At 29.6% G+C, this 11,936-nt stretch carries 13 protein-coding genes; 9 read left to right on the top strand and 4 right to left on the bottom strand.

Annotated features, from left to right (window positions below; all coding sequences use genetic code 11):
- Positions 1-42: 42 nt before the first annotated feature.
- Positions 43-471, top strand: a complete 429-nt coding sequence (locus tag KQI41_RS03190; protein WP_154438951.1) for a deoxycytidylate deaminase — start codon at positions 43-45, stop codon at positions 469-471.
- A 40-nt stretch (positions 472-511) separates the two neighbouring features.
- Here KQI41_RS03190 and KQI41_RS03185 read toward each other — a convergent pair whose 3' ends face one another.
- Positions 512-1,120 (bottom strand): ribonuclease H1 domain-containing protein, encoded by a 609-nt coding sequence (locus tag KQI41_RS03185; RefSeq protein ID WP_154438950.1) that lies wholly within the window; start codon positions 1,118-1,120, stop codon positions 512-514.
- Between the two features lie 132 nt (positions 1,121-1,252).
- Here KQI41_RS03185 and rocF point away from each other — a divergent pair, with 132 nt between their 5' ends.
- The gene (rocF, locus tag KQI41_RS03180) at positions 1,253-2,158 is read left to right on the top strand and encodes an arginase (protein WP_216584861.1); all 906 of its coding nucleotides are present in this window, start codon (positions 1,253-1,255) and stop codon (positions 2,156-2,158) included.
- A 47-nt stretch (positions 2,159-2,205) separates the two neighbouring features.
- On the opposite strand, the gene KQI41_RS03175 is transcribed toward rocF, so the two are convergent.
- Positions 2,206-2,748, bottom strand: coding sequence for an OB-fold protein (locus KQI41_RS03175; protein ID WP_195837908.1), 543 nt, complete (start codon positions 2,746-2,748; stop codon positions 2,206-2,208).
- A 207-nt stretch (positions 2,749-2,955) separates the two neighbouring features.
- Here KQI41_RS03175 and KQI41_RS03170 point away from each other — a divergent pair, with 207 nt between their 5' ends.
- The 5 genes from KQI41_RS03170 to KQI41_RS03150 all read left to right on the top strand — a co-directional run bounded on the left by KQI41_RS03170 (position 2,956) and on the right by KQI41_RS03150 (position 8,073).
- On the top strand, positions 2,956-4,122 hold the full coding sequence (locus KQI41_RS03170) for a sensor histidine kinase (protein ID WP_154438948.1): 1,167 nt from the start codon (positions 2,956-2,958) through the stop codon (positions 4,120-4,122).
- Positions 4,109-4,756 carry a response regulator transcription factor gene (locus KQI41_RS03165; protein WP_154438947.1) on the top strand — a complete coding sequence of 216 codons (648 nt, stop codon included), beginning with the start codon at positions 4,109-4,111 and terminating at the stop codon, positions 4,754-4,756. The genes KQI41_RS03170 and KQI41_RS03165 overlap by 14 nt, the downstream gene beginning before the upstream one ends.
- 86 nt (positions 4,757-4,842) lie before the next feature.
- Positions 4,843-5,781 carry an ABC transporter ATP-binding protein gene (locus tag KQI41_RS03160; RefSeq protein WP_154438946.1) on the top strand — a complete coding sequence of 313 codons (939 nt, stop codon included), beginning with the start codon at positions 4,843-4,845 and terminating at the stop codon, positions 5,779-5,781.
- Positions 5,782-5,791: 10 nt separating this feature from the next.
- Complete coding sequence (locus KQI41_RS03155) at positions 5,792-6,970, top strand: ABC transporter permease (protein WP_154438945.1); 1,179 nt, start codon at positions 5,792-5,794, stop codon at positions 6,968-6,970.
- Positions 6,967-8,073, top strand: a complete 1,107-nt coding sequence (locus KQI41_RS03150) for an ABC transporter permease (protein WP_154438944.1) — start codon at positions 6,967-6,969, stop codon at positions 8,071-8,073. The genes KQI41_RS03155 and KQI41_RS03150 overlap by 4 nt, the downstream gene beginning before the upstream one ends.
- Positions 8,074-8,089: 16 nt before the next feature.
- Here the strand turns inward: KQI41_RS03150 and KQI41_RS03145 are convergent, their stop codons facing one another.
- Both KQI41_RS03145 and KQI41_RS03140 read right to left on the bottom strand, forming a co-directional pair.
- Positions 8,090-8,647, bottom strand: coding sequence for a TlpA family protein disulfide reductase (locus KQI41_RS03145; RefSeq protein WP_154438943.1), 558 nt, complete (start codon positions 8,645-8,647; stop codon positions 8,090-8,092).
- Between the two features lie 10 nt (positions 8,648-8,657).
- A complete protein-coding gene (locus KQI41_RS03140; protein ID WP_154438942.1) occupies positions 8,658-9,356 on the bottom strand; it encodes a cytochrome c biogenesis CcdA family protein in 699 nt (232 codons plus the stop codon).
- Between the two features lie 209 nt (positions 9,357-9,565).
- Here KQI41_RS03140 and KQI41_RS03135 point away from each other — a divergent pair, with 209 nt between their 5' ends.
- Both KQI41_RS03135 and KQI41_RS03130 read left to right on the top strand, forming a co-directional pair.
- Entirely contained in the window at positions 9,566-10,735 is a 1,170-nt protein-coding gene (locus tag KQI41_RS03135) for a dicarboxylate/amino acid:cation symporter (protein ID WP_154438941.1), read from the top strand.
- Positions 10,736-10,809: 74 nt separating this feature from the next.
- Positions 10,810-11,919 (top strand): M20/M25/M40 family metallo-hydrolase, encoded by a 1,110-nt coding sequence (locus tag KQI41_RS03130; protein ID WP_154438940.1) that lies wholly within the window; start codon positions 10,810-10,812, stop codon positions 11,917-11,919.
- Positions 11,920-11,936 lie beyond the last annotated feature (17 nt).

Here is an 11,936-nt window from a genome sequence, read left to right as displayed (position 1 = left end):
TTTCTATGATATAATATTTCATATAAATTTAGGAGGATAGATATGGAAAGAAGAAAATCTTGGAAAAAATATTTTATGGAAATCACAGAATTAGTAGCAACACGTTCTACTTGTAATAGGGCTTTTGTAGGTTGTTTATTAGTTAATGATGATAATCGAATTGTATCTAGCGGATATAATGGTTCAGTCTCTGGCAATCCTCATTGTGATGATGTTGGACATACCATGAGAGATGGACATTGTATAGCCACTATTCATGCTGAAATTAATGCCCTATTATATTGTGCTAGGGAAGGAATTTCTGTAAAAGGATGTACTGCCTATGTAACTCATTTTCCTTGCCTCAATTGTACAAAGGCATTAATCCAATCTGGAATTAAAAGTATATATTATAAAAATGATTACAGAATAGACGATTATGCCATAGAATTACTTAATAAAAATAATATTAGTTTTCAAAAAATAGAATAACTCCGATTCTTGGTGCAAAGCACCAAAATCGAAGTTATTCTTATTCCATTATAGCTTCTTTTGCTAATTTATCTGCTTCTTCATTATATTTTACTCCAGAATGACCTTTTACCTTTATAAACACTACTTTTAATTTATCCTTTATAGAATCATAGAACTCTTTATATGCCTTTGTTCCATTTTTATTGGTTTTCCAGCTGCCTATTGCCCATTGTTCTATTCCAGTATAATCAAAATGAAGGTATAAAGTTTTTATTCTTTTTTCTATGGCTAATTCCATGGCCACCATAGCTCCCTTTATTTCTCCTGATACATTTCTCATTTCTGCCAATTCTTTATTATTATCTCTTCCACTATATGTTTCTTTTCTGTTACTATCTATAAATACTACTCCATAACTATATGTAAAGTTTTTAATATCAAAACTTCCATCTACATAAGCTATGGCTTCATTTTCTTTCAAATCCTTTTCATCTACTAAATCTATAGCCTGATTTCCCCCATCTATAAACATTAAGGCTTCTTCATATGTGGGAAATTTCTTATATTCCGCACCTGAATATCCTCTTATTTGTTCCTCACATTTCTTCCACGTTTCATATATACCAGGAAATCTTCCTTTTCTTACTCCATAGTAAAACTTTGCCATCTTGTCACCTCTATATAATTAATATATTAATTATAACATAATAATTTCTTCCTAGAGAAACTAGTTTTTTTAACACTCTTCTTTAATACATGGTATAATATAGTAGATTATATATTAAGGAGGTCTTGATAAGTGGATATTAATGTAATTGGAGTACCTTTAAGTTATGGTTGTGATATAGATGGTGTAAATTTCGGACCTAAGATTCTTAGGGAATATGGAATTATTGACATTATTAAAAAAAATGGACACAATGTTTTTGATATGGGGGATATATATGTTCCAACTCTATCAAAAGAATTAAAGTATCGGGATCATCCAAAAATGAAATATTTGAATCCAATAATAGAAATCAATACCAACTTAGCTAATAACGTATACTGCTCACTTAAAGGAAGTGGTTTTCCTTTTGTAATAGGAGGAGACCATGCACTAGGTATGGGAAGTATTGCAGGTGCAAGTAATTTTTTTAAAGATATGGCTGTAATTTGGGTTGATGCCCATGGAGATATAAATACCTTTGAAACTTCTCCTTCAGGAAATTTACATGGTGTACCTTTAGCTGCATCAATGAATGTAGGAGATAGTAGTGTTACAAATATATACTATAATGGTGAAAAAGTAAAACCTGAAAATGTGTACCTTTTAGGATGCAGAGATATTGACTCTGGAGAATTAGCTCTTGCCAATGAACTCAACCTTAATATGTATACTATGGAAACAGTTGGTGAAAGAGGATTAGAAAATGTATTAAAAGAAATAATAGAAAAAATAAAAGAATCTAATGTAGACGGAGTACATTTAAGTTTTGATATAGATGTGCTTGATTCCAGTTTAGTACCGGGAACTGGTACGCCTGTTCCCAATGGTTTTTCCATAGATGAAGGAAAAGAAGTATTCACTCAACTTTTAAGTGAGAAATTTATTACCTCTATGGATTTTGTAGAATTAAATCCTGTAATTGACAATGAAGATAAAAGAACTGTTACAAACTGTATTGAAATTCTTGAACATATATTTAAAAACATTGACAAATAATAAAATAATTTAAGGGTAAAGATTTGCACAAATCTTTACCCTTAAATTTATTTAAGTTTACAATTTTCTACTGTTATAAATACTGCCTTTTGAGTTATTTCTCCTTCTACTATAATGGTATCTCCTTCATTTACATCTGCTAGTTTATCTATTTCTTCTTGCTCTTTAAAGAAACATCTAACATCTCTTACTTCAGCGCCGTCATATGTAGAAAGTGCTACATATGTCTTTCCCATAGCCGTTGCCTTTTTCATTATAGTACCTTCTATACTAACAACTTTTCCTTTATAATCACTCTCTGCCTTATCATTATCTTCTTCAAATGCTCTGGCTAAATCCTCTGCTGTAATTACAATTTCACCACTTACATCATTTATTCCTTGTACCACATCATCATTTGCTTTTCCGCCACCACCACCGCCAAACATTCTACTAACAACAAAAATAATTACAACTATTATAATTCCCGATAATACCTTATTCTGCATAAAAAAGTTTCTGCTGTCTTTACCACAGTATGAACATTTGTATTCTCTCTTGTCTAACTCTTTTTTACAGTAGCTGCATTGTCTTATAGGTTTGTTTTCCATAGAACCACTTCCTTTCATTTTAATATATGATTTTAAATTTATTATATGATACCACACCTTATACTTTTACTCAATACTTTAAGGAAGTTTTTTTAGAATTTTCTATGTTTTCTAATTAGTTTTTTGTTTTTTACATTATTTATAAACCATGTTTATTTCTAAATGATATAATGTAAATAAAACTTAAATAAAAAGCGGGAGTACCATATGAAAAATAAAAACCTTTTAATTATAAGATATATAAACTTATGTATAATAATACTTGGAGTTACCCTTACAGAAGTACAAAGTTTTTCTACTTTCTCCATTATAATAACTTTGATTTTTATTATAAATAATCAACTACGTTATTTTCTTTTTAGTAATATTTCATCTATTGTATTTTTATCTATTTTTTTTGATTTTATATTTGGATATATATTGTATACAAAATGCCAAGGCCTACTTCTTCCTTACTTCATTATAGGTATAACAGACAGCTTATTTTTAATTAAAAACTTCAGTAGGTATATCATCAGCTTTTTAGGTATTATTATACTTTTATATGCTGGTAAGGACTTATCTATAGAACAATTATTATCCTTCTTAGCCTCTATGGTTTCCTTAATATTTATTTCAGATATAATCGGAAAAGAACATAATAATAAGTTGAAATTAGAAGACTTATACCATAGACTTAAACTATCAGAAGAAAATTTGATTAAAACAAACCGAGAGTTAGAAATTTATGCAGATTCAATTAGAGATTTATCTATACTTAAAGAAAGAAATAGGATTTCAAGGGAAATTCACGATAGTGTAGGCCATAGTCTATCTACTATAATAATTCAACTAGGTGCCATAGAAAAAATAGGAAAGAGTAATGGAGAAGCTGCATCTTTAATGGCTTCAAATTTAAAAAACTTTGCTAAAAATGGACTTGAAGAAATTAGAAAAGCCTTAAGAGAACTTAAACCTAAGGAATTTCAAGAATATGAATCCTTACTAATTATTGAAAATCTAATAAAAGATTTTAACAAATTAACAGGTATAGATGTTAAGTTTGGATTTTCTAAAAACAAATGGCAAATTAATGAAGAGACTTCTTTAGTTTTATATAGAGCTATACAGGAGTTTTTATCTAATTCTGCCAAACATGGAAAGGCTACTAAAATCAATATTTTTCTACACTTTGGTGATGATTTAATTCTTACCTTGCAGGATAATGGAGTAGGAACAAATATAATCAATAGAGGCATAGGTCTAACTAGTATATCTGAAAGAGTAAATGAACTTGGGGGAAGCATTAGTTATGAAAGTAGGGAGAATAATGGATTTCTCCTTAGAATAGTTTTGAAAGCAGTAAATGGAGGTAAATATCATGAAGAAAATTAAAATAGCAATTGTTGATGATGAAAAATTAATACAAGAAGGACTTAAAATCATTCTCTCCACCTATGAAGATATAGATGTTGTTTCCATGGGGGAAAATGGATATGAAGCATTGAATATATGTGAATCCAATGATATTGATTTAGTTTTAATGGATGTACGAATGCCTATATGTAATGGAGTAATTGGTACAAAGATTATCAAAGAGAAATTTCCAAATACTAAAGTTTTAATTTTAACTACATTTAAAGATATGGAGTACATACAAGAAGCTTTAAAAAATGGAGCATCTGGCTATCTTTTAAAGGATAGCTCTCCTGATTTGATTTATGGAGGAATTAAGGCTGCTATAAAAGGTAATATAGTAATTCATCCTGAAATCGCAAATGATATTCTTAATCATAGTTCAACAGAAAATAATATAGATAATATCCTTGAAGAGTATGATTTAAACCATAAAGAATATGAAATTATAAAATATATTGCCGATGGTCTCTCTAATAAAGAAATCGGTGAAAGGCTATTTCTTTCTGAAGGAACTATTAAAAACAACGTAAGTACAATTCTATCAAAACTTAAACTTCGTGATCGTACACAAATAGTAGTCTTTGCCTTTAAAAATAATCTTACTAAGTAGTGACTAAAGTCACTACTTTTTCATTACCTACGGCAATTAAATTTAACCATAGTTTACCATATAATAAAAATATAGGAGGGATTTATATGAAAATTATAGAAGTTAAAAACATAAGTAAAAAGTTTGAAGACAAAATTGTACTTGATAATATCTCTTTTACCATTGAAGAAGGGGATATATTTGGTTTAATTGGTCCAAATGGTGCTGGAAAATCCACATTGATAAATATCATGACTGGATTACTAGATCCCAACAATGGTAACATTTCAATCGGTGGATTCGATATAAAGAAAGAATCATTAAAGGCAAAGGAATTCTTAGGGTTAGTTCCTCAGGAATTGGCATTAATGGAAACCATATCTGCTTATGATAATCTAGAGTTTTTTGGCAGTCTTTATGGATTAAAAGGAAAAGCCTTAAAGGAGAAAATTGGCTATGCCTTAGATATAACTGGACTAAGCGAAAAAAGAAAGGATAAAGTGAAAAAGTTTTCTGGTGGAATGAAAAGAAGACTTAATCTTGCTGCTGCCATAATGCACGAACCAAAAATATTGATTCTCGATGAGCCTACAGTGGGTATAGACCCTCAATCAAGAAATCATATTTTTCAATTTATTAAATCTATAAATAGAGAAAAGAATACCACTATTCTTTACACTTCACACTATATGGAAGAAGTAGAATATCTTTGCAACAATATATTTATAATGGATGAAGGTAAAGAAATAGCCTATGGAGATAAAAAAACAGTTAAATCTATGATTAGTGATAATAACAAAGTTAATTTAAGAGCTGACAATATCAATGGAGATTTAATCAATAGTATTGAATTATTAGATTCTATAATAAATTGTGAAGTATATCATGATGAAATTAAACTATTGGTAAAGGGAGATAGTTTTAAATTAGAGCCATTATTAAAAATCCTTGAGAAAAATAATTCAGTAATAAAAAGCATCAATGTAGATGAGCCAAATTTAGAAGAAGTATTTTTAAGCCTTACAGGAAAGAATTTACGGGATTAGGAGTGATACAATGAAATTATTAGCTTATTTAAAAGTTGCATTAAAAGGATTAATAAAAGAATTTCCTTCATTTGTCTTATCCTATGCAATTTTTCCCATAATACTTGCATTGGTAATGGGATATGTACAAAAGGATATGTTTACTCCTGCAATTAATGACCCTATTTTTTCAATTATAATAGTAGATGAAGATAATACTGGGGAGTCTAAAGGATTAATATCTTTTTTAAGTAGTGGGGAAATGTCTAAAGTTCTTACTATAGAGCCAACAGATAGTGATAAATTTGATTATACCCTTAGAATTCCAGAAGGATATAGAAATAGCTTACTTGGTAAAAATCCAGCATCTATAAAGATAGAAGCAAAAGAAAAATCTTCTACTACTATGGGAAATATCTTAGTCAATATAATAGATAAATATAATCTGGAAATCAGTCAAAAATTGGTCATTGAAAAAGGATTTGAGGGGAATTCATTATCTGAGGAAAACAAAGAAAGCTTAATGATGGAAATAAATCATATATTAAATAATATATACAGTACAAATTCAATAGAAAACAATATTTATGAAGTAAGAAAAAGTTTAAGTTCCTTTGAATACTATTCTATTACCTTTTTAAATTTTTCTTTTATTGTATTTTTAATGGCAGTTATTGCATCAGATTCCTTAGAAAAAGAAAACGGTCTATATAGTAGGATAATGTCTACATCTATGACAAGAATACAATATTTTAATTATGGTTTTATGTCAAATTATCTAACTATAATAGTGGCTAATTTAATTTATGTGGGAGCTTTTAGACTTAGTAGATTATCTTTTCAAGGATCATTACCTATTTTGCTTTTAATTGTCCTTGTACAAAGTCTTATGATAACAATCATAGGTAGTCTCATTTCCACATTATTCAAGAAAAAATATGGTATTCCTATTTTACAAGTCTTCTTAGTAGTTCAAATGATCTTTGGTGGAATGATAGGTCCTTTAGATAAATGGAACAGTAGCCCAATCTTTAGCTTTTTTGCTAAATTTAAACCAGATGCTGTTATTGTAAACAGTTATAGAAATTATATAATAAATAATAATCTTTCTTCCATATATAATTATTTGTTCATTATGCTAGGAATATCTATGATACTTTATTTAGTCAATCTTTTATTAATACAAATGAAATGGGGTGTAAATAGATGAATCTAATTCAGTTGATTGTTGTAAATATAAAGAGGATGCTTAAAGACCCTGCTAAAGTTGGTATTATGCTTGTAACACCTATTGCAGTAATATTCTTTGTTCATTTCCTAGAAAGTGGAGATACAAATACATTTAGTGGAATGTCAAATGTTAATGTGGCTTATAATATTGAAGATCGAGGCAGTTTATGGGAAACAATATATGATTCTCCTTCTAAATCTCAATGGATTTTTCAACATGAAAAAGAAAAAGCCTTGGAATTACTTGAAAACAATGAGGTTGCTGTAGTATATAATATTCCTGCTGATTTTAGTAAAAAAATAAATAATTATGAAAAGCCAATTATAGAATCTTATAAAAGGGAAGAAGGAAATATAACAATTCCACTGGAAATGGAAATAAATAATAAGATAAATGAATTTATCAAAGAAAAACTACTTCTGGATAAAGGTATAATCTCAGATAAAGAGGACTTATATATTTCCCAAACTAAGACTATACTTGAAAAAAATAAAAAAGCAGTTACTGGAGATATGAATTTAGTAACTATGATGCTGATATATTTCATAATTCTAGGTTCATCTTCTATTGTTACAGAATTAATGGATTTTAGAAAAAAAAATATTATATCAAGAGCCATTACTACTCCAAATAAGAGTGGTGTGATTTTAGGAAGCCTAGGTCTATCCCTATTGTTCTTCCAAGTCATAGGAAATATATTAATTGCATTAATAGGTACAAAATTCACTGGATATAGTATAGTTAATTTTCCTATTATCACCATAAATATTGTTTTGGCAAGTCTTTTTTCCATTACTTTGTCCTTGGCTATGACTAGATTATTTAAAAATGAACATTCTGCTTCTTTAGTTACATCTTTATTTTCTATATTGACATTACTTTTAGCAATGTTTGCACAAGGAGGAATGTATCAAAACCTTCCTAAGTTTATAATAAATCTAGGTAAATTTACTCCACAATATTGGATATTTGATAGCTTAGAAAAATCCATATTGTTTCCAAATGTATTTATAGTATTATTGATAATTCTAGCATTATTTACGGCTGGCAGCTATAGATTAAAGGATTTAGTTAAAAAATAAGACAGAATTTCCTGTCTTATTTTTCTTCCCTTATACTTTCTAATATTTTAACCATATCATCATAAGTCATTGCTCCTGGTACTCCACCTAATAGAATTCCATCTTTATCTACAAAATATGATGTAGGAAATCCTCCTACCATATAGGTTTGAGACACATTTCCGTCTTCATCTAAAACTACTTCAAAATCATATTCTCCTTCTTGAATATACTTCTCAACAGTTTCCTTATCTTCCATTACATCTACTGCCAGAACTACTAAATCATCATTTTCATCCTTTAACTTTTGTAAATCTGGCATCTCTTTATCACACCAAGTACACCAAGTTGCCCAAAAGTTTATTAGGACTATTTTCCCTCTATAATCAGATAAGGATACTTCTTCACCTTGTAAATTTTTGAGAGTAAAATCTGGTGCTTCTATTTTTACATCTTCCTCTTCCTCTGATATTTCTTCATTAGGAGCTTCATTTTCCACATTATTTTCCACTTCATCTATCTCATCTTTTCCTTGTTTGCTGCATCCTCCTACGAATAATATTAATGCTAAAATCATTATCAATATTTTCTTCATATTCTCCTCCTTATTGCAGAATTCTACTTATATTTATAACTTTATTGAAAAATACAAGGAATCCAAAAATAATCATAATAAATCCACTGATTATAGGCATATATCTCATGAATTTATCTGCTTTATTCATTAATCTAGTAAATCCATTTATAAATAATGCAGTCAATATAAAAGGTATTGCCATTCCTATGGAATATACTAATAATAAATATACTCCCTTTGAAACAGTAGCTGTAGCTCCTGCGTACATAAGTATAGATGCCAATACAGGCCCAAAGCAAGGAGTCCATCCAGCTGCAAAGGCCATGCCCATTAAAATAGAACTAAACCAATTAGTCACCTTCTTAGGTGCTTTAGCTCTTCTTTCAAAATTTAAAAAATTAAGTTTCAATACTCCCATTATATTTAATCCAAATAATATTATAAGAACTCCACTTATTTTTCCAAAGACTTCTTTGTTTCTTACAAATATCTTCCCTAAAAAACTGGCAGATGTACCCATTATCATGAAAATAATTGTAAAACCTATTACAAAACCAAATGTTCTTGTCAAAGCAAAGAATTTTTTCTTTTCCAACTCCTCTTCCATATTAGTTCCTGTCATATACATTATATACACTGGTATCAGCGGAAGTATACATGGGGAAAAAAAAGACAGAAATCCTGCCCCAAAAGCTATGGGTATAGAAACATCTCCTAAACTAATCATATTTCCTCCTTTATGTCAATTCTTTTATTAAATTATATTTATTAACCGTCTCTTCATATATATGTACCCTTTAAGATAATTTAAAAACTTATACTTATATTATTATTTGTGTTAATTGCATATTATGAGTTTACTTTCAAAATTTGTAGTGTATTACATAACGAAATTAGTGATATAATATTATAAATCTTACGAAGGAGGAGATTATTTTGAAAAAATTAGGCTTACTACCTAGACTAATTATTGCCATAATTATTGGTATACTAATAGGAAGTTTTGGACCACAATGGTCCGTTAGGGTCCTTGCAACCTTCAATGGCATATTTGGCAACTTCTTAGGGTTTGCTATACCATTAATAATCATAGGATTTGTTGCCCCCGGAATTGGTGATCTAGGTGATGGAGCTGGAAAGCTATTGGCTATTACTGCAGGAATTGCCTATGGTTCCACTATTCTTTCAGGTAGTTTCGCATACCTTGCAGGTTCCATTATATTGCCAACTTTCTTAAAATCAGGCAGTTTAAGCTTAAATGCTGCTAATCCTGAAGAGGCTTTACTAACTGGATTTTTTACAGTTGAAATGCCACCTATATTTGATGTTATGACAGCCTTATTACTCGCATTTACTTTAGGACTTGGTATTGCAGCAATTAAAGGTGATACATTAAAGAAATTTATGAACGATTTCCAAGAGATAATTGAAAAGCTTATAAACAGTATAGTAATACCTTTATTACCTTTTCATATAGCTGGAATATTTGCAAACATGACTTATGCAGGTCAAGTAGTAACTATTCTTTCTGTATTCTCGAAAGTATTCCTAATGGTAATTGCACTTCATATAATTACATTAGTTATCCAATTCTTCATTGGTGGTACAATAGCTGGAGGTAATCCTATAAGAATGTTAAAAAATATGATTCCTGCATATTTAACAGCTATTGGAACTCAATCATCAGCAGCTACTATACCTGTTACACTGACCCAAACTAAGAAAAATGGAGTTAAGGATGATATTGCTGACTTTGTAATTCCTCTATGTGCTACTATACACTTATCTGGAAGTACAATCACTTTAGTTTCTTGTTCTATGGCCATAATGATGTTAAATGGCATGGCTATAAGCTTTGTATCTTTCTTTCCATTTATACTAATGCTTGGTATCACTATGGTTGCAGCTCCTGGAGTTCCTGGTGGAGCAATTATTGCAGCTTTAGGGCTTTTGGAAACTATGTTAGGTTTCCCACAGCCTATGCTTTCACTAATGATAGCTTTATATGTTGCCCAAGATAGTTTTGGTACTGCAACAAACGTAACTGGAGATGGAGCTATAGCTCTTATGGTAAATAAAATTTCTGGAAACAAACTAGTTAAATAAAACTTATATTTGAAATCACCTTCCATCTATAGTATGATTTATATAAATCATACTATAGATGGGAGGATTTTAATTTGAATAAAGATGGAATTCTATCAAGATTTTTAGATTATGTAAAAATATCAAGTCCTAGTTATAAAGAAGGAAACTTTGCTAAAAAGGTTAAAGAAGATATGGAAAGCTTAGGTTTAGATGTAATAATTGATGATGCAGGAATAAAGGCAAATTCAGACACTGGCAACCTTATTGGTTATTTAAAGGGAAATAAAGAAGCAGAACCTATAATGTTTTGTGCTCATTTGGATACTGTAACTCCATGTGAAAATATTGAACCTATTATTGAAAATGGCATTGTTAAATCTAAAGGAAATACCATTCTTTCTGCTGATGATAAGGCAGGTATAGTTGGTATTTTAGAGGGAATCAAATATATAAAAGAAAATAATATACCTCACGGTGATATAGAAGTAGTATTCACCATATGTGAAGAAGTTGGATTATATGGATCTAAATATTTAGACTACTCCAAAATAAAATCTAAAACAGCATTTATATTAGATGCCAGTGGAGAAATTGGGGGCGTAAATATCCAAGGTCCAGCTCAAGCTCAAATCTTTGCAAAATTTCATGGAAAGGCAGCCCATGCTGGTCTTAGTCCAGAAAAAGGTATAAGTGCTATTCAAATTGCCTCAAGAGCCATAGATAAAATGAATTTACTTAGAATAGATGAAGAGACTACTGCAAATATAGGAGTTATCAAAGGTGGTTCTGCAACTAATATTGTTGCAGATTTAGTTGAAATAGAATTTGAAGCTCGAAGCTTAAATGAAGAAAAATTAAATAACCAAGTTAAACATATGGTAGATACCATGGAAGAGGCTGCTAAAGTTTTCAATGGTACAGTAGATACTGAAGTAAACTATGCTTATCCTACTTTTAAATTAGACAAAGAAGAACCTATGTTAAAGACAATAGAAAAAGCTATGAATAAGTTAAATATTTCATATAGACCTTGTTCCACAGGTGGTGGCTCTGATACTAATATATTCAATGGAAAAGGAATCAAAACAGCTACCCTTGGAATTGGTATGTTTAATGCTCATAGTGTAGATGAATATATATCCATAGAAGATTTAGTTAAAACTAGTCAGTTGGTTGCTGCAATAATTGAAGAAATCATATAACTAAAAATAGGTTCGTT

This window comes from Tissierella pigra, assembly GCF_018917845.1.
GTDB classification, from domain to species: domain Bacteria; phylum Bacillota; class Clostridia; order Tissierellales; family Tissierellaceae; genus Tissierella; species Tissierella pigra.
The sequence above is the reverse complement of the archived record's forward strand: the minus strand, read 5'-3'. Positions and strand labels throughout refer to the sequence as shown.

Bases quoted from the DNA above. Each gene is read 5' to 3' on its own strand.
- KQI41_RS03150 (WP_154438944.1), top strand. From the start codon at position 6,967: ATGAATCTAATTCAGTTGATTGTTGTAAATATAAAGAGGATGCTTAAA.
- KQI41_RS03170 (WP_154438948.1), top strand. From the start codon at position 2,956: ATGAAAAATAAAAACCTTTTAATTATAAGATATATAAACTTATGTATA.
- KQI41_RS03185 (WP_154438950.1), bottom strand. From the start codon at position 1,120: ATGGCAAAGTTTTACTATGGAGTAAGAAAAGGAAGATTTCCTGGTATA.
- KQI41_RS03165 (WP_154438947.1), top strand. From the start codon at position 4,109: ATGAAGAAAATTAAAATAGCAATTGTTGATGATGAAAAATTAATACAA.
- KQI41_RS03140 (WP_154438942.1), bottom strand. From the start codon at position 9,356: ATGATTAGTTTAGGAGATGTTTCTATACCCATAGCTTTTGGGGCAGGA.
- KQI41_RS03190 (WP_154438951.1), top strand. From the start codon at position 43: ATGGAAAGAAGAAAATCTTGGAAAAAATATTTTATGGAAATCACAGAA.
- KQI41_RS03155 (WP_154438945.1), top strand. From the start codon at position 5,792: ATGAAATTATTAGCTTATTTAAAAGTTGCATTAAAAGGATTAATAAAA.
- KQI41_RS03160 (WP_154438946.1), top strand. From the start codon at position 4,843: ATGAAAATTATAGAAGTTAAAAACATAAGTAAAAAGTTTGAAGACAAA.
- KQI41_RS03145 (WP_154438943.1), bottom strand. From the start codon at position 8,647: ATGAAGAAAATATTGATAATGATTTTAGCATTAATATTATTCGTAGGA.
- KQI41_RS03175 (WP_195837908.1), bottom strand. From the start codon at position 2,748: ATGGAAAACAAACCTATAAGACAATGCAGCTACTGTAAAAAAGAGTTA.